The sequence below is a fragment of the Rhizobium sp. BK312 genome (assembly GCF_014193605.1).
Lineage (GTDB): Bacteria > Pseudomonadota > Alphaproteobacteria > Rhizobiales > Rhizobiaceae > Rhizobium.
The window spans coordinates 205,501-228,320 of the sequence record NZ_JACHZP010000003.1 but is presented as its reverse complement, the minus strand read 5'-3'; the positions used below and the strand labels follow the sequence as shown (position 1 = coordinate 228,320).

Below are 22,820 nucleotides of genomic sequence, written 5' to 3'. Positions count from 1 at the left end.
TGCGCTACAGCGTTGACATTGATCAACCGGGTCGAGCCGCATGGAACAGGGCATCAAGGTCCGCCTCAAGCGCACGATGATCTCAAGCGGACTGGAAGCCGCCGCAATCTTGAAGGGTGCGGGGCTAATGCGCGACGTTGCCGGCCTCGGCACTATCTTCACCCTTCATCACGTCCGCCCTGCCCTCCCCCGCCGTTTTGCGCCCAATGCGCATCTGGAGGTCTCGCCCGACTTTCTCGATCAGGCGATCGCACGGTTGAAACAAGACGGTTATGAGTTCATCGCACTCGACGCTCTTCCGTCACGGGCAAAAGAGGCTTCCGGCAGACCACCCTTCGTCGCCTTCACGCTCGATGACGGCAACCGGGACAATCTCGATTATGCCCTGCCGATCTTTGCGCGCCACAATGTGCCCTTCACCGTCTTCGTCGCCCAGGGGCTTTCGGAGCGGACCCATAGCATATGGTGGGAGACGCTAGCCGAGCTGCTTGGCCGGCTGGATCGGGTGACATTCGATTTCGGGTCGGGAGACGAGTTTCTGCCACTCGGCAAGGACAGCCAGAAGCATGCCGCATTCGCCCGCTTCGCCGCTTTCGTCCACAGCGACGAAGAAAGCGAAGCTGTCGGCCGGATCGATGAGCTTGCCCGGCGTCATGGCCTGGAACCACTCGACATCGTCCGCGCATCGATCATGGACAGGAACGAATTGCGGCAGCTCGCACGCCATCCCCTTGCCTCGCTCGGCGCTCATACGGTGAGCCATCGAGCGTTGGCAAGGCTCCCCGAGGCGGAGGCGGCCGCGGAAATAGCACTCTCGGCCGATTATGTCGCCGACATCACCGGAAAGCGGCCCACCACAATCGCCTACCCCTATGGCACGAACGAAGCCGCCTCGCCGCGCGAGGGCCGGCTTGCGGCAGAGCTCGGCTTTTCCGTCGGCGTCACCACGCGCCCCGGCACGATCACGACGACAAACAACAATGCACCGCTGCTGCTGCCGCGGCTATCGCTGAACGGCCATTATCAGAAGCCTCGCTATGCGTCGGCGCTTGCATCCGGCATCCCCATGCGGCTGATGGGGCGCCGGGAAACGGCATAAGGTTACGGATACATCCGCACCTTTTGCCAGGCGCCTTCAGGCATATCGCGACGAAATTCGATACGATCGTGCAGTCGGAACTGGCGATCGTGCCAAAATTCGATCGACAGCGGCCGGATGCGGAAGCCGGACCAGTAAGGCGGGCGCGGAATATCGCCGATCGCGTAACGGGCGGTATATTCGGCGACGGCCTTTTCCAGCGCGAAGCGGCCTTCCAGAGGGCGCGACTGCTTTGACGCCCAAGCCCCGATGCGGCTGCCGCGAGGCCTTGTCTTATAATACTCGTCGGCTTCCTTATCGCTCACCACTTCAACCAGGCCACGCAAACGCACCTGGCGACGCAGCGACTTCCAGTGGAAGCACATGGCGGCTTTCTTCTGGGAAAGAATTTCTTGGCCTTTCTGGCTCTCGAAATTTGTATAGAATACGAATCCGTCGCTATCGAAACCTTTCAGAAGAACCATGCGGACATTTGGCAAACCATCCTTATCCACCGTTGCCAGCGCTACCGCATTCGGATCGTTCGGTTCGGTGGTCTCCGCCTCACGCAGCCAGGACGCAAAGAGACTGAAAGGTTCGTTCTGCTCGGTGAAGTCACCGCTTGTTAACTCGTTTTCCGACATATTAATTCAAAAGCTCCGCAATTCCTAATAACCGCCGGCCCCTCTGGCTGGCCAAGAAGTTCGGGTGGAAGTCATAGCAAAGTCGATCGTTCATACAAAGCGCAAGCTTGCAAAAGGCGTGACGATGGCTGTCGCCCTCATCTCCCTTTTCACCCTTGGCGGCTGCGTCGGCGGCGGCATGGACTACCTGAGCTCGGCCAAAGTGGATCGCAGCGTATCGACGGGCACTGTGCCGACGGCACCGGTGACAGCGGACAGCATCTCCGACGAGACCACAGTGCGCAATGCCGTCACCTCGGCGGATCTCAATAAGCTCAACGGACAGCCCATACCCTGGGCAAACACCTCGACCGGCAGCGCCGGCGTCATCGACACGATTGTCGAAAGCAATGCATCCGGCGTGGTCTGCCGCCAATTCCGCACGAGCCGGCATTCCTATCAGGGCGTTGCCAACTTCTCTGGCAGGACTTGCCTTGTCGGCCTCGGCGAATGGCAGTTGCTGAGCTTCCAGCAGGCGGGCTGATCGCCTTTCTCCTGTTTCCATCGCCTCCAAAACATTTTTGCTTCCGTACGCGTGATGTTGACATCTACGCTCTCCGTCCGACTGCGATTTTGGCACCGCTTGTTAGCGATTGGCTAACCATGCCCCGAAATGGGGATCTGCTGCCCCTCTCCGCCGTAACGCCTGATTAGCAACTCTTCCCGCAGGATCGGCTCATCGGCGCATCACCCTTGCCTCCCATGACAGGAAGCAGGACGGCGAAGCGCTATCAATTGGTTCTTTGCTTGGGGTGCTGCGATGGGGCAGGGCACACCCACGAATGATGGCGGGAAAGATGCGGGATCCGTATAAGGTGCTGGGCGTTAGGAAGGATGCGGGGGCGGACGAAATCAAATCCGCCTGGCGCAATCTGGCAAAAACTGCTCATCCCGATCACAATCCGGGCGATCCAACGGCCTCGGAGCGATTTGCCGAAATCGGCCGTGCTTACGAGACGTTGAAGGATCCCCAGAAGCGCAGCCGCTACGATCAGATCGCGCGTATGGCCGAGGCGAAGGGCCAGAGCCAGGAACAGACAATCATACAGCAGCGGCAGGCGGCACGGGAGGCCGCCGAACGAGCCAAGGCCGCGCGTGCCAATGCCGACAAGATCATGGAAGAGCTCGCCCGGGCCAATGCCCGTAAGGCAGCAGCCTCGGCGGCATCCGGCCAACATGGTAATGCCGCCGAATCGCCGGAAGATATGGTCGAGCGTATTTTCGGAGTGAAGACCGGCCAGGCGCAGCAAGCACAAGCCACGGCTGATGTCGGCACACAACAGGCGGAAAAGCCGCGGGAACAGCCCACTACCGCAGCATCGGAAGAGCTGCAGATGGAAGAAGAGCAGTACGCAGCGGTCTCCGCGTCGGCCGGCTCGCGCTCGGCCTTCGGCATCCTCGGCTCTCTGGTGCGGCGCATCACGGGCGGCACTGTGCCCGAAAAGCCACCGGAAAAAACCCCGGAGGTCGCTGCCGAAGCCACGGTGACGCTCGACGACATGCTGAAGAGCCGTTGGATCATCGTGCCGCTGCCCGATGGCCGCGAGGCGCGCTTTCAGGCAACGACGGATATCTCCAACGGTCAGGTGCTGCACCTCAAGGGCCAGGGGCTGAAACTGCAGGGCATGCTGCGCGGCGATGTCGCCGTCACTGTGCATCTGTCGACCGACGGGCGCTTCACGCTCGAAGGCAGCGATGTGCGCACCATATTGCCTGTCAGCATCGAAAATGCGGTCCTTGGCTGCGAGACAACCGTCGAGGGATTGAACGGGCCGGTCAGGATCACGGTGCCGGCATGGTCCGGTTCGGATCAGATCATTCGCATTTCCGGTGAGGGATTGCCCAACGGCAATGGCGCAAAAGGCGATCTCATTGTCGAATTGCGGCTGATGCTCTGGGAAAAACCCGACGACAAGGTCACGGATCTCATGCGGAGTATGCGCGAAGGGTTTTTCCTGTGAAATTTTGGTGACAACAGCACCCTTTGTTACGATCCCTAACAGTTGATGATCTTTACGATGCTTGAACCGGGGGTCGGCCTATGCCATAGGCAGGTTCATCTAAAGTTCAAGGGAGCATAATATGGCTCAAGCCACTGGCCTCATGGCAGGCAAACGCGGCGTCATCCTCGGCGTAGCAAACAACCGTTCGATAGCGTGGGGTATTGCCAAGGCCTGCTCGGATGCCGGAGCCGAAATCGCATTGACATGGCAGGGCGATGCCCTGAAGAAGCGCGTCGAGCCGCTCGCTCAGGAACTCGGCGCCTTCATGGCCGGCCATTGCGACGTGACCGAGCCGGCAACGATCGATGCCGTCATGGACACGCTCGAGGCGAAATGGGGCAAGATCGATTTCGTCGTGCATGCCATTGCGTTTTCCGACAAGGACGAGCTGACCGGCCGTTATCTCGATACCAGCCGTGACAATTTCACGAAGACGATGGACATCTCCGTCTATTCCTTCACGGCGGTTGCACAGCGTGCCGAGCGAATCATGAATGACGGTGGCTCCATGATTACCCTCACCTATTACGGTGCGGAGAAGGTCATGCCGCATTACAACGTCATGGGCGTCGCCAAGGCCGCTCTCGAAGCAAGCGTACGCTACCTCGCAGTCGATCTCGGCAGCCGCGGCATCCGCGTCAACGCGATCTCGGCAGGCCCGATCAAGACGCTCGCAGCGTCCGGCATCGGCGACTTCCGCTACATCCTGAAGTGGAACGAGTACAACGCGCCGCTGAAGCGGACTGTCACGATCGACGAAGTCGGCAATTCCGCCCTCTACCTGCTGTCGGACCTGTCGACGGCCGTGACCGGCGAAATCCACCACGTCGATTCCGGCTATCACACGGTCGGTATGAAGGCCGTGGACGCGCCCGACATTTCCGTCGCGAAGGACTGACTAACAGGAATCTGACCGTGTCGCCCATCCTCTATGTGATACGCCACGGTCAGACCGACTGGAATGCCGAGCGCCGGCTGCAGGGGCAGAAGGATATCGATCTGAACGCCATCGGCCGCGAACAGGCGCGGCAAAACGGCGTCGATCTTGCGGAAATCCTTGCCTTCGAAAACATCCCCTTCGATTTCGTCGCCAGTCCGTTGCGGCGCACCCGAGAAACCATGGAAATTGTTCGGCAGGCCATGGGGCTGCCGCCCAAGGACTACAGCACTGACGACAGGTTGGTCGAAGTGTCCTTCGGGGCCTGGGAAGGCTTTACTCTCAAGGAATTGAAGGCGACCGAGCCTGACCGCCTTGCCGAGCGCAAGGCCAACAAATGGGATTTCATCCCGCCCGGCGATGATGCCGAAAGCTACGAAATTCTCTCCTGGCGCGTTGGCGCCTGGCTGACGTCCGTCGACCGCCCGACGGTCTGCGTCACGCATGGCGGCGTTATACGCACGCTGTTTCGCCTGATCGGGGATGTCGAAAAGGAAGAGGCGGCCGAAATCCCCATCCATCAGGACCAGATCCTGAAAGTCGATCCGGAAATGAAGATTATTGGCTGGATGTAACGCGGTTTGGGATTAGGCCGGGGACCGTTATTTCGGAGAACGCCTGAAATCGCTCGATCGAAAACTCTGGATTTCACCCGCACCGGGTGAGTGCCTGGCCAAGCCGGGATTTATTGGACGATATCAAGATCGTTGACGACGCGCTTGCCGTCGACTTCCGTATAGAAGACCACGACCTTCACACCGGCCTGGAGGCCGCTGAAATCGAAATCCTCCGGCACCTGATAGCTCTTGCCATCATCCAGCGTGATATTGAAGTTCTTCGCATCAACCTTCTTGATGACGGCCTCGACATCCGCGCTCTCAGCAAAACCAGCGACAGGAGCAAGCAGGCTTGCCGTGGCCAAAAGCGTCGCTACAAAGAAGCGCATCGTCGTCACCCTTCAGGTAAATTGATTATGATTTCTTATGCGGCCTAGAAAACACGTCGAATATGGCGGAAGTTGCCCCCAATAATGACTTCGCCCGCCCAATTGGTGAATGCATCGTCACAATCCACAATTCGGATTAATCTTTGTTTACCATGCCGATGCCTGAGGAAGAAAATGGCTGAGCGCCGTTTCCGAGGCAACTGAAAGAAAGATTTTGTCTTGTCGGCATTTTGGCCTATGAGTGGGCCGCAATTGCAAGTGACAAGACGCGGCCTGCCGTCAGGCTGCGCTAATCCGGTCGTTTTACATGTCGCATAACACATTCGGTCACCTCTTCCGCGTCACCACCTGGGGCGAAAGCCACGGCCCGGCGCTCGGCTGCGTCGTCGACGGCTGCCCTCCGGGCCTCCGTTTCAAACTGCAGGACATTCAGACCTGGCTCGACAAGCGCAAGCCGGGGCAATCGCGCTTCGTCACGCAGCGGCGCGAGGACGATCTCGTGAAGGTTCTGTCGGGCATCATGCTCGATGAGGACGGCGAGACGATGATCTCGACCGGAACGCCGATCTCGATGCTGATCGAGAATACCGACCAGCGTTCGAAGGATTATGGCGAAATCGCCCGACGCTATCGTCCCGGCCATGCCGACTATACCTATGACGTCAAATACGGCATTCGCGATTATCGTGGCGGCGGGCGCTCCTCGGCCCGCGAGACAGCAGCGCGTGTCGCCGCCGGCGGCATCGCCCGTCTCGTCGTGCCCGGCGTGACCATCCGCGGCGCGCTGGTGCAGATCGGCAAACATAAGATCAACCGTGCCAATTGGGACTGGGCTCAGGTCGACCAAAATCCTTTCTTTGCGCCGGATCCGGACATCGTGCCAGTGTGGGAAGAGTATCTCGACGGCATCCGCAAGGCTGGCTCCTCGATCGGCGCAGTTGTCGAAGTCGTGGCTGAAGGCGTGCCGGCTGGGCTTGGCGCTCCGATCTACGGCAAGCTCGATCAGGATATCGCCTCGCTGCTGATGTCGATCAACGCCGTCAAGGGCGTCGAAATCGGGGAAGGCTTTGCATCCGCCGAACTCACAGGCGAGGAAAATGCCGATGCCATGCGGATGGGCAATGACGGCAAGCGCATTTTCCTATCCAATCATGCCGGCGGCATCCTGGGTGGCATTTCCACAGGCGAGCCCATCGTCGCGCGCTTTGCCATCAAGCCGACTTCGTCGATCCTGACGGAACGCCAGTCGATCGATGCCGATGGCAACAACGTCGATGTGCGCACCAAGGGCCGCCACGATCCATGCGTCGGCATTCGTGCGGTGCCGATCGGCGAAGCCATGGTTGCCTGCGCGGTTGCCGACCATTATCTGAGAGATCGTGGCCAGACGGGCCAGCAGAGATAGGAATTTCGAGATGCCGTATGACCAGAAGCGCGTTGTCGATGCCATCCGGGCTTTCGAAGCCGGCGAGATCGTCGTCGTCATGGACGATAACGACCGCGAAAACGAAGGCGACCTGATCGTTGCCGCCGTACACTGCACGCCCGACAAGATGGCCTTCATCGTTCGCCACACCTCCGGTATCGTCTGCACGCCGATGCCGCGCGAAGAAGCCAAGCGGCTCAACCTCAATGCCATGGTCGCAGAAAACGACTCAGCACATACAACGGCCTTCACCGTTTCCGTCGACTTCAAGCATGGGACCACGACCGGTATTTCCGCCGACGACCGGACACTGACGGTGCGCAACCTCGCCAATCCGAATGTCGGCCCCACCGATTTCGTCCGCCCCGGCCATATTTTCCCGCTCGTTGCCCGCGAAGGCGGCGTGCTGATGCGTTCGGGCCATACGGAAGCTGCGGTCGATCTTTGCAAGCTTGCCGGCCTGCCGCCGACCGGCGTCATCTGCGAGCTCGTCAATGACGATGGCACCGTCACCCGTGGTCAGCAGGTGGTGAGCTTCGCCGAGCAGCACGGGCTGAAGCTTGTTTCGGTCGCCGATCTCATCGCCTATCGCCAGCGCAAGGAAACGCTGATCGAACTCGGCGCCAGCTTTGATGTCGAGACTCCGTTCGGCAAGGCGCGCGCCCATACCTATTCGCTACCCTGGGATCCAATGCAGCACCTTGCCGTTGTCTTCGGCGACATCCGCGACGGTATCGACATTCCGGTCCGCCTGCATCCGGAGAACGTTGCCGAGGATATTTTCGGCAAGAATAGCCCGGTCGATTTCTACATGAAAAAGATCGCCGAAGAGGGCCGCGGCATCATCGTCTATCTGCGCGAGGGCTCTGTCGGCGTCGGCCATTTCGACAACGGCCGCAAATCGCGCCAGGCCGGCCGCGAGGCGCATGCCGAAGCGCAGACGCGGGATAGCGAATGGCTGGAAATCGGCCTCGGTGCTCAGATCCTGAAGGATCTCGGCGTCAGCTCGATCAAGCTGCTCACCAGCCGCGAGCGGCACTATGTCGGCCTGGAAGGTTTCGGGATCAAGATCGCCAAGACGGAGATCTGCTGATCTTCGATCTACTCTTGAGTCGAACGGTCGGAGCGAAGCTCCGAGGGGCAGCGTGATGTCTCTTCGAACTCAGGATCATTTCGTGCCCCTCACTATGCGGCGACCTCCCTTACGGGGGAGGTGCCAAAAACTCGCGATCGAGCAGCCCCATCATGATGTCATCGTGCCAGCTGCCGTTGACATAGGCCGTCTCCCGCTCCCTTCCCTCGACAACGAAGCCGCATTTCTCATAGGCGCGGATGGCACGCCGGTTGTAGGCGAGCACGCGTATTCCGATGCGGTGCAGCTCCATATCACTGAAGGCATGGCGTAACAGGAGAGTGATCGCTTCCGTGCCAAACCCTTTGCCAAGCAAAGCGGGATTACTGATACCGATCGCCATCGTCGCGCGCTTGTCCTGAAGATTGATGTTGTCCAATCTGATTTCGCCGGCAAAGACGCCATTGATCTCGATAACCCATGCGTGAGGGTGATCGGCAATACCCTGAACCCATCTGACCGCAGCCTCCCGAGTGATGGGCTTGATATCCTCCTTGTTGACGCCATACATTTCCGCGATCTCGGCATTGGTGCCCAAGAGGAGGCGCTCATCGGCGTCCTCAGCACATGGCGGGCGGAGCCTGACATTGCGGCCTTTTAGAATCAGCGACGACAATGAACTCTTCTCCTCGGGTGCTCTTCTGCATATTGGACTTAGTTAGCCATGTCCTCTCAAGGAGGAGGTGACAAAGCTCATGATCGATCCGGCCATGTGAGGTTGAACACGCGAAGCCAATTGTCATACGCGAATTTTCGCAAGGTCAGCTCGTCGAAACCACTTTTGCGCATGGCGTCGAGGAGACGCGGCAAGCCGCCTGCGTCCTTGATCTCGCGGGGCATGACGGCACCATCGAAATCCGATCCCAGAGCGACTCCCTCGGGTCCAACGCGAGCGATGAGGTAATCGATCTGGCGAATAACGGCGTCGAGCGGGGTGTGCTCGTCAAGATTGGCATCCGCGCGGATATCGTTGACGGCAAGATTCAACCCGATGACGCCACCTGTATCGCGGATAGCATCCAATTGCCGGTCGGTGAGATTTCGCGTCGACGGACATATGGCATGGGCGCAGGCGTGGGTGGCGACGAGCGGAGCGGTACTCAATGCGGCCACGTCCCAAAATCCGCGCTCGTTCAGATGGGAAACATCGATCATGATCCCCAGCTCGTTGCACCTTCTGACCAGATCCTTTCCCAAATCCGTGAGGCCGGGTCCCGTGTCGGGCGATCTCGGATAGGCGAACGGAACGCCGTAACCAAAGATATTCGGGCGGCTCCAGACGATGCCCAGAGATCGAAGGCCGGCACTGTGCATGCTATCCAAATAGCCGAGATCGGGGCCGATGGCGTCGGCGCCTTCCATATGAAGCACGACGGCAAAGACGCCGGCATGTCGTGCCGCCTCGATCTCGCTAACGCTCGTTGCCAGACGGATTTTATCGCCCGAACGTCCAATCAGCTTCTTTATGGCCGAAAGCTGTCCGTCGATTTGCCGGCGGGCATGGTCCGGATGCAAAGCTTCAGCATAGCGAACTTCGTAGCCATCATGGGTGATCGTCAGGTCATCCACCGGCTCTTGGCCCGGCGCGGCGTACATCGCAAACAATCCGCCAGCCAAGCCACCTTCGAGCGCCCGCGGAAGATCGAGATGCCCTGTCTCGGACCGAACCAGAAAATCACGGCCGTCGGGTCTATAATCCAGCATGAATTGGACCGCATCATTGTGCCCGTCGAAGATCCGAACATTATCCATGCGATCGCTGTCCCCAAAAATCAGCGGCCGTTCCCCGGATGCCGCTCACCACCGATCTCTCGAAAAGCAAGGGTCATCCCCGCCAGCCTTCGAGAAACACGACCTTCTCGACGCCGGTGAAACGGGCGATACGCTCCAGTTCTGCCTCCAGCTTCTCCAGCCGGCCGGCCGATGCCTTGACGCCCGGTTCAAGCCACAGGCGCTTGACGTCAAGCGTTCCCGCCTTGCGGTCGGCCTTCATATCGATCCGTCCGATCAGACGGTCTCCTTCGAGGAGTGGAAAAACGTAATAGCCGTATTCGCGCTTCGGTTCGGGCACGAAGATCTCGATGCGGTAGAAGAAGCCGAACAGGCGTTCGGTGCGATTGCGATCGCGCAGCGTGGGATCGAAGGGGCTAAGCACCCGGATACGCGCCGGCGCTTCGGCGTGACTATCGAGCGTGTCATGAAAGTCGAGGAAAGCAAGCGAAGGGCGAGGCTTGCCGCCAGCGGCAGGCTCGATCAGCGCTTCGGTCAGCTCGTCGCGATGCGTCTCGACCCAGCTCTTGGCCTCCTGCGGTGTCACGAGATCCCAGAAGGCGGCGATCTCGCCTGAGGTCGCAAAGCCGAGACGCTGCAGCGCGCTGCGGCAGGCCCAATCGACAAATTCGTCATGCTCGACTTCCGGCTCATGGAAATGGGCCGGCAGCACACGCTCCACGAGGTCATAGACCTTCTGGAAATTGGTGCGGCCGGCGATCGCGAACTTGCCGGTGCGCCAGAAATATTCGAGCGCCGTCTTGTTGGGGTGCCAGTTCCACCAGCCACCGGAGACATGATCTTCCGCCTTGACCTCGCGGGCGGTGATCGCGCCGTTCTTCAGCACGCGCTCGTAGGTTTCCTCGAAAGCCGCCTCGAACCCCTCGCCGCGCCATTTCCGCCAGCGTTCGATGATCGCCGCTTCCTCGCGGCGAAAACGGTGCTTCCAATAGACGAAGAATGCGCTCGGTAGAATGGAGGCGTCGTGCGTCCAGTTCTCGAAGAGCGCGCCGTCCTTTTCCAGAAGTTCCGTCAGGTGCTCGCGCCGATAGGTCTGGTTGCGCGAAAACAGGATCTGGTGATGGGCACGCTCGACGGTGCCTATGCTATCGACCTGCACGAAGCCGATGTCATGGATGAGCTGCAACAGCCCCGCCTTGGTCAAGGCGCGGTTCGGCGGATTGGCAAGCCCCTGTTTGGCAAGGAACACGCGGCGGGCGTCACGATTCGAGAGCAGATTCGTCATGGGCGGATCATAGGCATAAATTCCCATGCTTTCAAAGAGGCCCTGATTTGATAAATCGAAGTGATGCGCTATAGCTCCGCGATAGAGCAACTCCAGGAAAAGTGCGTAGCGGTTTTCCGTCCGGGATTGCGAGACAATAAAAGGCTGGAGCGGCTCTGAGGTTCCGTGAAACGCTGAACCGCTCCAGCTTACCGAACAAGGAAGCCGCTTGGACATCCGCTTCGAAAATGCCGGCGTCGATTACGGCAAGCGCACTGCGCTGTTCCCGCTGAGCCTGACGCTTCAAGAGCGTCGTATTGCCATCATCGGCCTCAACGGCTCCGGAAAGACAACCTTTGCGCGGCTGATCAACGGGCTTGTCAAGCCGACGAGCGGGCGGGTCGTGGTCGACGGGCTCGATACGGTCGGTGACGCTGCCAAAGTGCTCGGCAAGGTCGGCTATATCTTCCAGTCGCCGCAGAACCAGATCATCCTGCCCGTCGTGCGCGACGACATTGCCTTTGGGCTCAAGGCGCGCGGATATGACAAGGCGCAGATCGAAACCGCGGTCGAGGGCATTCTTGACCGTTTTGGCGTTAGCCATCTCGGCGCGCGGCGGGCACATGAGCTTTCCGGCGGTGAGTTGCAGATGGCCGCACTCTGCTCGGTACTGGTCACCGGCCCGGATATCCTCATTCTGGACGAACCGACAAACCAACTCGATCTGAAGAATCGGGCGCTCGTTCAGAAGACCATGGCAACGCTTCCAGAGAATGTCATCGTCATCAGCCACGACCTGCCGCTACTTGAGGATTTCGACCGTGTACTGCTGTTCGACCAGGGCCGGCTTGTTGCCGATGCTCCGGCAGAGGAAGCGATCGCTCGCTACAGGGAGATTGCCGGCTGATGCAGACGCTGCATGTGGATGCGGATACATGGATGCATCGGCTCTCGCCGCGCGTGAAGCTGCTTGCGCTGACCGCATTCGGCGTATTGCTGTTTCTGACGCAGTCCATCGTGCTGCTCGCCTGCGCAAACCTTGTCGGCGCCGCCCTTTATCTTCGGTGCGGCCTGCCAGTTGCAGAGGCGCTCAAGCGGCTGCGACCTATCCTCGTTTCGATTGCCGTCCTGGCCATATTCGCGGCAATCGTCGGCCCGCTGCACGCAGCCATCGTTACGGCGCTGCGATTGACCGCGCTGGCGCTATTTGCCGCCACGGTGACCGCGACAACATCGATGGCTGCTTTCATTGATGAGATCACCGCCCTTGCCACGCCGCTCGAAAGGCTAGGCCTGCTGAAAGCCGCTGATATCGGCCTTGCGATCGGCCTCGTCATCCGTTTTGTGCCTGAAATTCTCGATCGCTACCGCTCAATCCGCGAAGCGCATCAGGCCCGTGGGATCAAGATTCGCCTCGCAACCACGCTCGCGCCGCTGATCATTCTGACACTGCGCGATGCGGACAATATTGCTGCTGCGATTGACGCGCGCGGCATTCGGCGTCAATGAACATGGGACTTTGTTGGAAGGAACCGCCATGAACACCCGCGATCTCGTGCTTTCAGCGCTGTTTGCCGCCATCATCGTGGCGCTCGGCCTCTTGCCGCCGATCCCGATCGGCATCATTCCGGTTCCGATCACGGCGCAATCGCTCGGCGTCATGCTTGCCGGCGTCGTGCTAGGCGCAACGCGTGGCGCGATCGCGGTATTGCTCGTGGTCGTTCTTGTCAGCATCGGCCTACCGGTGCTGTCGGGCGGACGCGGCGGCCTTGCGGTCTTTGCCGGCCCGACGGCCGGCTTCTTCGTCGGCTGGATCTTCGCAGCCTTCGTCACCGGCTATCTCTCCGAGAGATTGGTGAAGCCGGAGCAGAGCGGCCTATCTCAGGGAATCGGCTTCTTCATCGCTGCCGTCATTGGCGGTGTCGTGGTGCTCTATGCATTGGGCATTGCCTGGCTCGCCATCAATATCGGCTTCGGCAAGGCGTTTATCGGGTCTCTGGGCTTCGTGCCGGGCGATATCGTCAAGGCCGTGGTCGCGGCCCTGGTCGGCCGCGCCGTCATGGTCGGCTATCCGCTTCTGCCGCAGCGCAGCTAAAACTCGGCTCAGGCCAGATATTTATAGAGCCAGTCGCGCGTGTCTTCCGGCAGCGGCACGGGATCATGCTCGTCGCCGCGCACCGCAAGCCAGAGGATTTCCACCTCCGCCGCCAGTTCGTTGCCGGTTTCGACCGCCACGACGAAACCGACCGACTTGCCGCCGATCTTGTTGACACTGATCGAGTAGCGGGCGAGTTCATCATAGTGCAAGGCACGGTGCAGCGAACAGGATACCTTCTTGGCGATGTAGACGGGCTCGTCGTCGACAAGCGGCCTCGTGCGCCAGAAGTTCGAGAGTGCGGTCTCTGCCTGTGAGATATAGGATGCGATAAACATCTGGCCGTGCCGGTCGACATCGCGCGGCGGCACCCTTACCTCGATGACATCGGATCGTTCTACTCTTGCCATGACGCAATAACCCTGGCCGACGCCATACTGACCTTAATGAAAGCTTAACACCACGCTTCGATAAGTAAACGGGCGCCATTCCAAAGTGGTTAAGATGGATTGTTGACATTGTAGTGACATGGTCCATGTCCTGTAATAGGCGTCACACCTCATTTATAGATTGGCCCCATGAGCACACGTCTTTACGAACATCCGATCTTCCTTGAACACATCGTTCCGGCAGGTCACCCCGAACGGCCGGATCGGCTGCGATCGCTGAACATCGCGCTGGAGCATCCAAATTTCGAGCGGCTGGATCGGCGAAAAGCGCCTGCCGCGCATGAGGATGCAGTCCTGCTTGCCCACCCCGAGGAGCATCTGGAGTTCGTGCTGCGCTCGATGCCGGACAGAGGTGACGACGGCGAGATCAACCAGCTGGAAGCCGATACCTATGCCAGCCCGAAGACGCTGCAGGCGATCATGCACGGCGTCGGCGGCGCCATGGCGGCGGTCGACGACGTCTTCTCCGGTGCGGCCGACAATGTCTTCGTCGCGGCCCGCCCGCCCGGCCACCATGCCGAGAAGACCAAGGCCATGGGCTTCTGTTTCTTCAACAATGCCGCGATTGCCGCCCGCCATGCGCAAAAGGCCCACGGCGCCGAGCGCGTCGCCATCGTCGATTGGGACGTGCACCACGGCAACGGCACGCAGGACATCTTCTGGGACGATCCGTCCGTGCTCTTCTGCTCTACCCATCAGATGCCGCTCTATCCGGGCACGGGCAAGAAGGAGGAGCGTGGCGCGCACAACACCATCGTCAATGCGCCGCTGTCGCCCAATACCGGCGGCGATCATTTCCGCGAGGCCTTCAAGTCGCGCATCCTGGCGGCGCTCACCGACTTCAGCCCCGATCTCATCATCATCTCGGCCGGCTTCGATGCCCACCACCGCGATCCCCTGGCACAACTGAATCTGACGGGCGAGGATTTCGACTGGGCGACGGGACGGCTGCTCGAGATCGCTGACCGCAGCGCCAAGAACCGGGTCGTCAGCCTGCTCGAAGGCGGCTATGATCTGGAAGGCCTCGCCGAGTCGGCGGGGATGCATATTCTACGCATGATGAGAGGTTGACGATGAGCGAGAACGCCAAGGCAGATGTTTCGGGCTATTCCTTCGAGAAGGCCGTGGCGGAGCTTGAAAGCATCGTTGCACGGCTTGAGCGCGGCGACGTGGCGCTCGATGAATCCATTTCGATCTATGAGCGCGGCGAAGCGCTGAAGAAGCATTGCGAGGCGCTGCTTTCGGCCGCGGAAAACCGCATCGAGAAGATCAGGCTCGACCGCGCCGGCAAGCCGCAGGGCACGGAAGCTCTTGATGGCGCCTGAGACCCGACAGGAAAATTTGAGTTTGGGTGACATTGCCGGTAGGTTGGCCCGGTAGGTTGCGTTCCGACCGAAAGGAGAGCCGTTATGTCCTTCTTCCCAGGCAACGATCCGCAGGCCGGTGATGCCTTCGCCTGCGACGCGATCGAAAATCTGATTATACCGCGCACCAGCGACCTCGGCGGCTTCTCTGTGCGGCGCGCACTTCCGAGCAGCCGGCGGCGGCTGGTGGGGCCGTTCATTTTCTTCGATCGCATGGGGCCCGCCATTTTACGGCCGGGTCAGGCGCTCGACGTGCGCCCGCATCCGCATATCGGCCTTTCCACCGTCACCTATCTGTTCGACGGCGAAATCCGCCATATGGATAGCCTCGGCACCGCGAAGGTGATCCGCCCCGGCGACATCAACCTGATGACGGCCGGGCGCGGCATCGTGCATTCCGAGCGCACGCCGGAGAACCTGCGCGACCATCCGTTTTCCATGTCCGGCTTGCAGACGTGGCTGGCGCTGCCCGACGACAAGGAGGAGATCGATCCCTCCTTCGCCCATACGGAAAAGGATGACTTACCAACGATCGCCGATGGCGGCGTGAGCGGGCGCGTTGTCATCGGCGATTTCGAAGGCCTGAAATCGCCGGTGAAATCATTTACCGATACGCTCTATGTCGATCTTCAGCTCCAGCCGAACACGACGTTTCCTTTTGGGGCAGCGCATGAGGAGCGTGCCGTCTATATTCTCTCCGGTTCGCTTGTCGTCGCCGGCGACCGTTTCGAACAGGATCAGCTCCTCGTCTTCCGACCCGGCGATGCGATAACGCTGGAGGCCGCCGAAAAAGGCTGTCATCTCATGCTTTTTGGCGGTGCAGCGCTCAATTCGAAGCGCTATATCTGGTGGAATTTCGTCTCGTCCTCAAAGGAGCGTATCGAAAAGGCCAAGGAAGAATGGCGTACAGGCCACTTCGATATCGTGCCGGGCGACGAGGAAGAGTTCATTCCCCTGCCGGAGGGCTAACGGGTTCATAACATTCCCACATGTTTCTTGTTCGGGAGTACCTTGAATTCGGCGCCTTTTGTCGCAATCTGTTTTGACGTAAAGGCGGACAACCGCCCAAGAATAGCAAGAAAGAGGCTTCAGCCTTGACACACATGCCACAGACGCCGCTGCTGGACCGGGTCCAATATCCTTCCGACCTACGAAAGCTGGAGGACCGGGAATTGCCGCAGCTCGCCCGCGAAGTCCGCGATGAGATGATCGATGCGGTATCGCGCACCGGCGGACATCTTGGCGCCGGCCTCGGCGTGGTCGAGCTGACCATTGCAATCCACAGCGTCTTCAATACGCCGAACGACCGCCTCATCTTCGATGTCGGGCACCAGTGTTATCCGCACAAGATCCTGACCGGGCGCCGCGACCGCATTCGCACGCTGCGCCAGGAAGGCGGTCTTTCCGGCTTCACGCGACGGGCCGAGAGCGAATATGATCCCTTCGGCGCCGCGCATTCCTCGACATCCATTTCGGCCGGTCTGGGCATGGCGGTTGCCGCCGAGCTCGATAATACCGACCGCCGCGTGATCGCCGTCATCGGCGACGGCGCGATGTCGGCCGGCATGGCCTATGAAGCTCTGAACAATGCCGGCGCGCTCGATGCGCGGCTGATCGTCATCCTCAACGACAACGACATGTCGATTGCCCCGCCGACGGGAGCGATGAGCGCCTATCTCGCGCGCCTCGCCTCCGGCCGCACCTATATGGGCTTCCGGGACTTTGGAAAGAAACTGACCGCCTATCTCGGCAAGAAGGTTGACCGCGCCATCACCCGGGCGGTCGAGCACGCACGGGGCTATGTGACCGGTGGCACCATGTTCGAGGAAATGGGCTTCTACCATATCGGCCCGATCGACGGCCATTCCTTCGAGCATCTGCTTCCGGTGCTGCGCAATGTGCGCGACAATGCACAGGGCCCGGTGCTGATCCATGTCGTGACGCAGAAGGGCAAGGGCTATGCACCCGCCGAGGCGGCCGCAGACAAATATCATGGCGTCAACAAGTTCGACGTCATCACGGGTGCACAGACGAAAGTGAAGCCGAATGCGCCAAGCTACACAAGCGTCTTTGCGGACGCTTTGGTGCAGGAGGCGACCCTCGATGACAAGATCGTCGGCATTACCGCTGCCATGCCGAACGGCACCGGCCTCGACAAGCTGCAGGAATTCTTTCCGAAGCGCTGTTTCGACGTCGGTATCGCCGAGCAGCATGCCGTGACCTTCGCTGCCGGCCTCGCCGCCGAAGGTTACAAGCCCTTTGCCGCCCTTTACTCCACCTTCCTGCAACGCGCCTATGACCAGGTGGTGCATGATGTGGCTATTCAGGGCCTGCCGGTGCGCTTCCCGATCGACCGCGCCGGCTTCGTCGGCGCCGATGGCCCCACGCATGCCGGCTCGTTCGACACCGCTTTCCTGGCCACCCTGCCCGGTTTCGTCGTCATGGCCGCGGCCGATGAGGCGGAACTTAAGCATATGGTGCGCACAGCCGCCGCCTATGATCTCGGCCCCATTTCCTTCCGCTATCCACGCGGTGAAGGCGTCGGCGTCGATCTGCCGGAGCGCGGTCAGATTCTCGAAATCGGCAAGGGTCGCGTCATCAAGCAGGGCACGAAGGTCGCCCTGCTCTCCTTCGGTACGCGCCTGGCCGATAGCCTTGCCGCCGCCGAAGATCTGGACGCTGCCGGGCTTTCGACGACGGTTGCGGACGCACGCTTCGCCAAGCCGCTCGACCACGATCTCATCCGCCAGCTTGCCGCCCATCACGAGATCCTGATCACCATCGAGGAAGGCTCGGTCGGCGGTTTCGGCAGTCAGGTCATGCAGTTCCTTGCCAATGAAGGTCTGCTCGACAGCGGCCTGAAAATCCGCTCGCTGGTCATGCCCGATATCTGGATGGAACAGGCCAAGCCCGAGGCCATGAATGCCATGGCAGGCCTCGATCGTGCCGGCATCGTGCAAACGGTATTCCGTGCGCTCGGCCGCGGCCGCATCGTTGGAGCAGCGGGATAAGACGCGAAATTAGACAGCGCGCCTAAGCCTGCCTGATCCCAAGTATCTTCGCATATCAGGCATTGAGTGCATTGAAGACCGCTACGCGGTCTCGACCTTCTGCCTTCGCCCGATAGAGGGCAGAATCAACATTCTTCAGCAGCGTCACGCGCGTTGCGCCATCATGCGGCGCGAGGGCCGCGCCGATGCTGAGCCTCGCAAAAACGGATACTCCATCGACTGCGAAGGGCGTTCTGAAAGCGGCGAGCAGCCGCTCGGACAGGGACACAAGCGCATGCTTGTCAGGCGAATCCGGGACGAATATCGCAAACTCGTCGCCGCCCATGCGCACGACGATGTCGTCCGCGCGGAGGACCGAACGGATACGCAGCGATGCCTCGCACAGAACTTCGTCGCCGACATTGTGACCGAAGCGATCGTTGATCGATTTGAAGCCGTCCATGTCGAGATAGAGGACGCCGAAATTGCCGCCTTTCGTGATGGCAGTGCTCAATGCACCGTCAACGATAGATTCCAGCGCCGACCGATTGAAGAAACGGGTCAGCGGATCGGTCATAGCCGCCGCGCGCAGATCATTCTCGGCTATTCCCATCAGCAAGTTCGTTTTCTGCAGGCGCAGAAGCGCGCTTGCGATCTGGGCAAAGCGCCTCAGACTTTGCTCCTCACTCGAGGAAAACTGCCTCGGCCTCTGATCGAGGATGCAGAAGGCTCCTACCGGCAAACCGTTCTCCAGTCGCACTGGAGCGCCTGCATAAAAGCGGAAATAGGGATCATCGAGAACAAAGGGGGCAGCCTTCAGCTCCGGTTCTTCCATAAGGTCCGGAAGGACCAGCAGTTCGTCATCGAAAACCACCCGCGTGCAGATCGACATATCGCGCGAACATTCGGCGATCTTCAGCCCCGCCTGGCCTGCTATGCGTTGCCAGTCCTCGTCGATAATGTTGATTGCCGCATAGGGTGTCTCGAACACGCCTCTTGCCAATTCGGCGAGGGTCGCAAGCTCCGGCGTCGGACTGCTATGAACTCCATTCAGGGAGCGCACGGCCAAAAGTCTCTGTGTCTCATTGGCCGGAACTCGGACGAGCTGCCCCATTCAGATCTCCCTCAGCATCACCATGCGTTCTATAACAAGGAGGTTCGCCGCCCACGGCAACCCTGCCGCCGATCAAATATTTAATAAATCTTGACCAAAGGATGGTCCGCCGAGAAGCAGACGATAGCCAGGAGCCTTTTCCTCAAGAAAAGAGCGCTCTAGCGACAGCGCGCTGTCGCAAAGTCGGACAGGTCGCCGAAAATGATGCTCTTCTGAAAGCTGTGAAAAAAGCGGCCCGCCGCAAAGGGACGGGCCGCCGATAGGTCTACGAGGGTAATTCGCCGTGAAAGCCTCCGGGGGGCGCCACGAAGCCGCCGTGGAGCGATCAGAATTCTTCCCAATCATCCCGTGCGGCGGCAGCGTTAGCACTTGTCTTTCCGGCAAAAGCCTGGGCAATGGTGCGACCCAGGGCACGAGCCGGAGAGGCTGCGGGTTTAGAACGCACCGTCGCAGCAATGGGCCTGGCGGGTGCAGCCTTGGCGGTATTGCCGAGACGGAACTGCTGAAGCAGCTCGTTGAGTGCTGCAGCTTCGCGGGCGAGCGCATGGCTGGCCGCCGTCTGCTCCTCAACCATGGCGGCATTCTTCTGCGTGCCTTGATCCATGTTGTTGACGGCGGTGTTGATCTCCTGCAAGCCAGTCGACTGTTCGCGGGTCGCAGTCACGATTGCGCCGACATGGCGGTTGATCTCCTGCACCTCGGATACGATCAGTTCCAGCGCCTTGCCGGTCTCGCCGACCAGCGACACACCGGTATTGACCTGATCGCTCGACGTCGTGATCAGCGACTTGATTTCCTTGGCGGCATTGGCCGAGCGCTGCGCAAGCTCGCGTACTTCCTGGGCAACGACCGCAAAGCCCTTGCCTGCATCCCCGGCACGGGCGGCCTCGACGCCGGCATTCAGCGCCAGAAGATTGGTCTGGAACGCGATGTCGTCGATGACGCTGATGATGTTGCTGATCTCGCCCGAGGATTTTTCGATCTGCTGCATGGCCGAAACGGCTTTGCGAACCACTTCGCCCGATCGTTCCGCGCCGAGGCGGGCGCGTTCGACAAGATGGCCGACATCCTCGGCGCGCTTGGCGGAGTCGCGAACCGTGATCGTGACCTCTTCCAGTGCTGCGGCAGTCTCCTCGACGGCGGCGGCCTGCTGCTCGGTGCGGTGCGCCAGATCGTCGGCGGCCGAACGGATTTCGTCAGCACCGGCATTGATGGCGGAGGCATTTTGGCCAACGGACCGCAAGGCCGCTTCGAGCTTTTCGACCGCATTGTTGAAATCGGCGCGGACGCTGTCGAACTGCGGCGCGAGGCTATCATTAAGACGGGTTGCGACATTTCCCGACGACAGAGCCGCGAGGCCGCTGGCGAGCGCTTCCATGGCGAAACGGATTTCGCCCTCTTCACGCGCCTTCTGCTCGTCGTTCATCAGGCGCTGACGTTCGGCGTCGCCACGCATACGCTCGGTCTCGCCGGCAAGACGCAGCTTCTCGATGCCAGCCTGCTTGAAGACGAGGACGGCATCCGCCATGCGGCCGATTTCATCGCCGCGGCCAACAGCCGGGACTTCAACGTCATGCTCGCCGTTTGCCAGACGGCCCATGGCCGCCGTCATGCCGACGATTGGACGGACAATAATGCGCGAAAGCAGCCAGGCAAGTACAGCGGCGGCAAGCGAGGCGAAGACGCCGCCGATGATGAGGGTCAAGCGCAGATCGCCGTTGGCATCGTCCTGCATGGCTGCGAGACTGCTTGCCTTGGCGCGGGCAGCCTGCTTGATCTTGGCGGCGGCATCGCGAAAGCCGTCAAGCTGGCCCTTGGTTTCGTTCTGACCGATCTTGACGATCTGGTCGAGCGGCATCTCGGTTTCCTTACGCGCCTTGGCCTGCGGCTCCGCAAGCTGGTGGAAATAGAGATCGGCCGCCTTCTGCATATTGTCGATCGCCTGCAGCAGATCCGGCGAATCGGCAGCCGCCTGCTTTGCAGCAGCGATACTCTTCAGCATCCGCTCGCGATTGTTGAAGATATCGTCATAGGTGCTGTTGCTGCGCAGAAGCAGAAAGCCCCGCAGATTGACGGCCTGTTCCAGCATGGCCTGCAGCGAATCATCGATCAGGCTGACGAGCTGCTGCGACCTTTCCTGCTCGACGGCAGCACCGGCGGAAACCTCTTGCTTGGAATAGACGAATGCGGAAACGCAGGCGAAAATGGCAATCAGGGCCGTAAATGTGATGGCAAGCTTGCCATTCAAAGAGAGCTTTTTCGCGGACATAAGCGGGCGCCTCCGGAGCGCAGGTCCTGGCGAGCATGTTTAAGGACCGCGCGAGGAAGAGGCGCGGCTATGCTCGAAGAATTCAGGGAGGGGGCATGATTGGGACGCTGACGCGCGAAGCCTTCATGGCAGGCGGCGATCTTGAAACGGATCGCCGCAATCACGGGCATCAATAGAGGCTTCGGCTTTAAATTTATTTAATTTGAGAGACAGTGAGTGCGCCGCTAGTTCACGGCAGCTGCAGCTAGGATCAGGATATCCAGGTCGTGCTCCGGGTAAAAATTCTGCGCCGTCATCTGGAATGTCGTCGCGCCGATCTTCTTTACATTCGTACCGCAAAAGCTGATGTAGTTTTCAGGACTGCCCTTATCGACCGTCAACTCGAAATGCTTGATCGGACCGGACCAGTTGGCTCCGGTCGTCAGCACATAGGAGATCCAGCTCTCCGTATAGCCGCGGCCACCCTTGTCGGCCACCGCGGCAAGTTTCACCGCCGTCTTCAGAAAAGTCTCGTCGAGACAATATTTGCCACGATAGGCCTGGAGCTGCTGCTTCTGGTAATCTTCGTCGCCGGCGAAGGTGATGGCGACCGTGCCGCCGACACTTGGCTTGTAGCGATGCTCGACCGCAATCTTCGCCTTGGCCGGAAATTTCGTACGCCACCAATAGGTGGTATGCAGCGTCCACATCGGCGTCGGATGATGCTTCATGCCCTGGCCGTCATTGTCGTATTCGTCGTCGGCAACCAAACCGCGGGCAGTCCAGTCCTCGAGTAGATCGACAGGCAGCTTGGCGACGGCATCCATGGCCGCCTTGCTGAGCGGCAGCAGCGGCACGCCATGAGCCTTCAATTCATCCGTCATGTCGACGCCGGCCACCGATACGCGCTGCTGCAGGGTCGGCGTAATGGCCTTACCATCCTGGGTCACAGTGAAGCCGAGGAAATTGTCGGAATCAACATTTCCCGTATCGACCATGCTGTCTATGTCACCCTTGATATCGGGCATCGGGAAGGCGACGACGCTTTCGACATCCTTGTCGGAGGTGTTTTCGAACACATAATCGACGCGCACTTCGGTCTGCGAAATGAACAGTTTTTCCTGATCCATGCTGATATCGCCGGTGCGAACATAGGCAAGACCACCCGTCTTCAGCTCGGCCATCGTATCATTTGCCATAGCCGGAACGGCGATCGTCGCCATCAGCGCTGCATAGCCACAGATCGTTCGCATGGTGCCCCTCACCGTTGATGTCGGCGATTATCGCCTGTCGCAATCCTGCGTCAACGCCGATATCAGCATAAAAGGCTTGCAACACAGCCGATTGCCCGGCATGGACA

General features: G+C 60.0%; 23 protein-coding genes. 14 read left to right on the top strand and 9 right to left on the bottom strand.

Going from position 1 to position 22,820, the window contains the following annotated elements; all coding sequences use genetic code 11:
* The first annotated feature begins 40 nt into the window (after window positions 1-40).
* Window positions 41-1,099, top strand: coding sequence for a polysaccharide deacetylase family protein (locus FHT85_RS09665; RefSeq protein ID WP_112412438.1), 1,059 nt, complete (start codon window positions 41-43; stop codon window positions 1,097-1,099).
* Window positions 1,100-1,101: 2 nt separating this feature from the next.
* On the opposite strand, the gene pdxH is transcribed toward FHT85_RS09665, so the two are convergent.
* Window positions 1,102-1,722: a pyridoxamine 5'-phosphate oxidase gene (pdxH, locus tag FHT85_RS09660; RefSeq protein WP_015339042.1), complete on the bottom strand. Its 621-nt coding sequence runs from the start codon at window positions 1,720-1,722 to the stop codon at window positions 1,102-1,104.
* A 64-nt stretch (window positions 1,723-1,786) separates the two neighbouring features.
* On the opposite strand from pdxH, the gene FHT85_RS09655 reads away from it, so the two are divergent.
* The 4 genes from FHT85_RS09655 (at window position 1,787) to FHT85_RS09640 (ending at window position 5,276) form a co-directional block, all read left to right on the top strand.
* Complete coding sequence (locus tag FHT85_RS09655; protein WP_015339041.1) at window positions 1,787-2,245, top strand: RT0821/Lpp0805 family surface protein; 459 nt, start codon at window positions 1,787-1,789, stop codon at window positions 2,243-2,245.
* A gap of 313 nt (window positions 2,246-2,558) precedes the next feature.
* Window positions 2,559-3,722, top strand: coding sequence for a DnaJ domain-containing protein (locus FHT85_RS09650; protein WP_112412486.1), 1,164 nt, complete (start codon window positions 2,559-2,561; stop codon window positions 3,720-3,722).
* 121 nt (window positions 3,723-3,843) lie between these two features.
* Window positions 3,844-4,662: an enoyl-ACP reductase FabI gene (fabI, locus tag FHT85_RS09645; protein ID WP_015339039.1), complete on the top strand. Its 819-nt coding sequence runs from the start codon at window positions 3,844-3,846 to the stop codon at window positions 4,660-4,662.
* A 17-nt stretch (window positions 4,663-4,679) separates the two neighbouring features.
* A complete protein-coding gene (locus tag FHT85_RS09640; protein WP_112412439.1) occupies window positions 4,680-5,276 on the top strand; it encodes a histidine phosphatase family protein in 597 nt (198 codons plus the stop codon).
* 110 nt (window positions 5,277-5,386) lie between these two features.
* On the opposite strand, the gene FHT85_RS09635 is transcribed toward FHT85_RS09640, so the two are convergent.
* Window positions 5,387-5,647 carry a DUF1344 domain-containing protein gene (locus FHT85_RS09635; protein WP_015339036.1) on the bottom strand — a complete coding sequence of 87 codons (261 nt, stop codon included), beginning with the start codon at window positions 5,645-5,647 and terminating at the stop codon, window positions 5,387-5,389.
* 307 nt (window positions 5,648-5,954) lie between these two features.
* Here FHT85_RS09635 and aroC point away from each other — a divergent pair, with 307 nt between their 5' ends.
* Window positions 5,955-7,052: a chorismate synthase gene (aroC, locus tag FHT85_RS09630; RefSeq protein WP_112412440.1), complete on the top strand. Its 1,098-nt coding sequence runs from the start codon at window positions 5,955-5,957 to the stop codon at window positions 7,050-7,052.
* Between the two features lie 10 nt (window positions 7,053-7,062).
* Window positions 7,063-8,166 carry a 3,4-dihydroxy-2-butanone-4-phosphate synthase gene (gene ribB, locus FHT85_RS09625; protein ID WP_112412441.1) on the top strand — a complete coding sequence of 368 codons (1,104 nt, stop codon included), beginning with the start codon at window positions 7,063-7,065 and terminating at the stop codon, window positions 8,164-8,166.
* A 109-nt stretch (window positions 8,167-8,275) separates the two neighbouring features.
* Here ribB and FHT85_RS09620 read toward each other — a convergent pair whose 3' ends face one another.
* From FHT85_RS09620 to FHT85_RS09610, 3 genes are all read right to left on the bottom strand, one after another.
* Window positions 8,276-8,821, bottom strand: coding sequence for a GNAT family N-acetyltransferase (locus tag FHT85_RS09620; RefSeq protein WP_112412442.1), 546 nt, complete (start codon window positions 8,819-8,821; stop codon window positions 8,276-8,278).
* A 77-nt stretch (window positions 8,822-8,898) separates the two neighbouring features.
* Window positions 8,899-9,957, bottom strand: coding sequence for a dipeptidase (locus FHT85_RS09615; RefSeq protein ID WP_112412443.1), 1,059 nt, complete (start codon window positions 9,955-9,957; stop codon window positions 8,899-8,901).
* A gap of 73 nt (window positions 9,958-10,030) precedes the next feature.
* A complete protein-coding gene (locus FHT85_RS09610) occupies window positions 10,031-11,221 on the bottom strand; it encodes a winged helix-turn-helix domain-containing protein (RefSeq protein WP_112412487.1) in 1,191 nt (396 codons plus the stop codon).
* A gap of 208 nt (window positions 11,222-11,429) precedes the next feature.
* Here FHT85_RS09610 and FHT85_RS09605 point away from each other — a divergent pair, with 208 nt between their 5' ends.
* From FHT85_RS09605 to FHT85_RS09595, 3 genes are read left to right on the top strand one after another with little or no spacing between them, the layout of a single operon-like run.
* Window positions 11,430-12,107 (top strand): energy-coupling factor ABC transporter ATP-binding protein, encoded by a 678-nt coding sequence (locus FHT85_RS09605; protein WP_112412444.1) that lies wholly within the window; start codon window positions 11,430-11,432, stop codon window positions 12,105-12,107.
* Window positions 12,107-12,709, top strand: a complete 603-nt coding sequence (locus FHT85_RS09600) for an energy-coupling factor transporter transmembrane component T family protein (protein ID WP_112412445.1) — start codon at window positions 12,107-12,109, stop codon at window positions 12,707-12,709. Before FHT85_RS09605 ends, FHT85_RS09600 begins: the two co-directional genes overlap by 1 nt.
* A 28-nt stretch (window positions 12,710-12,737) precedes the next feature.
* A complete protein-coding gene (locus FHT85_RS09595; protein WP_112412446.1) occupies window positions 12,738-13,295 on the top strand; it encodes a biotin transporter BioY in 558 nt (185 codons plus the stop codon).
* 8 nt (window positions 13,296-13,303) lie between these two features.
* Here the strand turns inward: FHT85_RS09595 and FHT85_RS09590 are convergent, their stop codons facing one another.
* The gene (locus FHT85_RS09590; RefSeq protein WP_112397994.1) at window positions 13,304-13,705 is read right to left on the bottom strand and encodes an acyl-CoA thioesterase; all 402 of its coding nucleotides are present in this window, start codon (window positions 13,703-13,705) and stop codon (window positions 13,304-13,306) included.
* A gap of 168 nt (window positions 13,706-13,873) precedes the next feature.
* On the opposite strand from FHT85_RS09590, the gene FHT85_RS09585 reads away from it, so the two are divergent.
* The 4 genes from FHT85_RS09585 (at window position 13,874) to dxs (ending at window position 18,119) form a co-directional block, all read left to right on the top strand.
* On the top strand, window positions 13,874-14,815 hold the full coding sequence (locus FHT85_RS09585) for a histone deacetylase family protein (RefSeq protein ID WP_112412447.1): 942 nt from the start codon (window positions 13,874-13,876) through the stop codon (window positions 14,813-14,815).
* A gap of 2 nt (window positions 14,816-14,817) precedes the next feature.
* Entirely contained in the window at window positions 14,818-15,069 is a 252-nt protein-coding gene (locus FHT85_RS09580) for an exodeoxyribonuclease VII small subunit (protein ID WP_015339025.1), read from the top strand.
* Between the two features lie 84 nt (window positions 15,070-15,153).
* Complete coding sequence (locus FHT85_RS09575) at window positions 15,154-16,077, top strand: pirin family protein (RefSeq protein ID WP_112335477.1); 924 nt, start codon at window positions 15,154-15,156, stop codon at window positions 16,075-16,077.
* Window positions 16,078-16,202: 125 nt separating this feature from the next.
* On the top strand, window positions 16,203-18,119 hold the full coding sequence (gene dxs / locus FHT85_RS09570) for a 1-deoxy-D-xylulose-5-phosphate synthase (protein WP_112412448.1): 1,917 nt from the start codon (window positions 16,203-16,205) through the stop codon (window positions 18,117-18,119).
* Between the two features lie 55 nt (window positions 18,120-18,174).
* Here dxs and FHT85_RS09565 read toward each other — a convergent pair whose 3' ends face one another.
* From FHT85_RS09565 to FHT85_RS09555, 3 genes are all read right to left on the bottom strand, one after another.
* Window positions 18,175-19,212, bottom strand: a complete 1,038-nt coding sequence (locus FHT85_RS09565; protein WP_112397997.1) for a sensor domain-containing diguanylate cyclase — start codon at window positions 19,210-19,212, stop codon at window positions 18,175-18,177.
* A gap of 325 nt (window positions 19,213-19,537) precedes the next feature.
* Window positions 19,538-21,481 carry a methyl-accepting chemotaxis protein gene (locus tag FHT85_RS09560; protein WP_112412449.1) on the bottom strand — a complete coding sequence of 648 codons (1,944 nt, stop codon included), beginning with the start codon at window positions 21,479-21,481 and terminating at the stop codon, window positions 19,538-19,540.
* Between the two features lie 224 nt (window positions 21,482-21,705).
* Window positions 21,706-22,713 carry a DUF4424 domain-containing protein gene (locus tag FHT85_RS09555; RefSeq protein ID WP_112412450.1) on the bottom strand — a complete coding sequence of 336 codons (1,008 nt, stop codon included), beginning with the start codon at window positions 22,711-22,713 and terminating at the stop codon, window positions 21,706-21,708.
* Window positions 22,714-22,820: the final 107 nt, after the last annotated feature.

Coding starts and splice junctions, on each gene's coding strand:
- FHT85_RS09665 (WP_112412438.1), top strand. CDS start 41: ATGGAACAGGGCATCAAGGTCCGCCTCAAGCGCACGATGATCTCAAGC.
- pdxH (WP_015339042.1), bottom strand. CDS start 1,722: ATGTCGGAAAACGAGTTAACAAGCGGTGACTTCACCGAGCAGAACGAA.
- FHT85_RS09650 (WP_112412486.1), top strand. CDS start 2,559: ATGCGGGATCCGTATAAGGTGCTGGGCGTTAGGAAGGATGCGGGGGCG.
- fabI (WP_015339039.1), top strand. CDS start 3,844: ATGGCTCAAGCCACTGGCCTCATGGCAGGCAAACGCGGCGTCATCCTC.
- FHT85_RS09635 (WP_015339036.1), bottom strand. CDS start 5,647: ATGCGCTTCTTTGTAGCGACGCTTTTGGCCACGGCAAGCCTGCTTGCT.
- aroC (WP_112412440.1), top strand. CDS start 5,955: ATGTCGCATAACACATTCGGTCACCTCTTCCGCGTCACCACCTGGGGC.
- ribB (WP_112412441.1), top strand. CDS start 7,063: ATGCCGTATGACCAGAAGCGCGTTGTCGATGCCATCCGGGCTTTCGAA.
- FHT85_RS09615 (WP_112412443.1), bottom strand. CDS start 9,957: ATGGATAATGTTCGGATCTTCGACGGGCACAATGATGCGGTCCAATTC.
- FHT85_RS09610 (WP_112412487.1), bottom strand. CDS start 11,221: ATGACGAATCTGCTCTCGAATCGTGACGCCCGCCGCGTGTTCCTTGCC.
- FHT85_RS09600 (WP_112412445.1), top strand. CDS start 12,107: ATGCAGACGCTGCATGTGGATGCGGATACATGGATGCATCGGCTCTCG.
- FHT85_RS09595 (WP_112412446.1), top strand. CDS start 12,738: ATGAACACCCGCGATCTCGTGCTTTCAGCGCTGTTTGCCGCCATCATC.
- FHT85_RS09590 (WP_112397994.1), bottom strand. CDS start 13,705: ATGGCAAGAGTAGAACGATCCGATGTCATCGAGGTAAGGGTGCCGCCG.
- FHT85_RS09585 (WP_112412447.1), top strand. CDS start 13,874: ATGAGCACACGTCTTTACGAACATCCGATCTTCCTTGAACACATCGTT.
- FHT85_RS09580 (WP_015339025.1), top strand. CDS start 14,818: ATGAGCGAGAACGCCAAGGCAGATGTTTCGGGCTATTCCTTCGAGAAG.
- FHT85_RS09575 (WP_112335477.1), top strand. CDS start 15,154: ATGTCCTTCTTCCCAGGCAACGATCCGCAGGCCGGTGATGCCTTCGCC.
- FHT85_RS09565 (WP_112397997.1), bottom strand. CDS start 19,212: ATGGGGCAGCTCGTCCGAGTTCCGGCCAATGAGACACAGAGACTTTTG.
- FHT85_RS09560 (WP_112412449.1), bottom strand. CDS start 21,481: ATGTCCGCGAAAAAGCTCTCTTTGAATGGCAAGCTTGCCATCACATTT.
- FHT85_RS09555 (WP_112412450.1), bottom strand. CDS start 22,713: ATGCGAACGATCTGTGGCTATGCAGCGCTGATGGCGACGATCGCCGTT.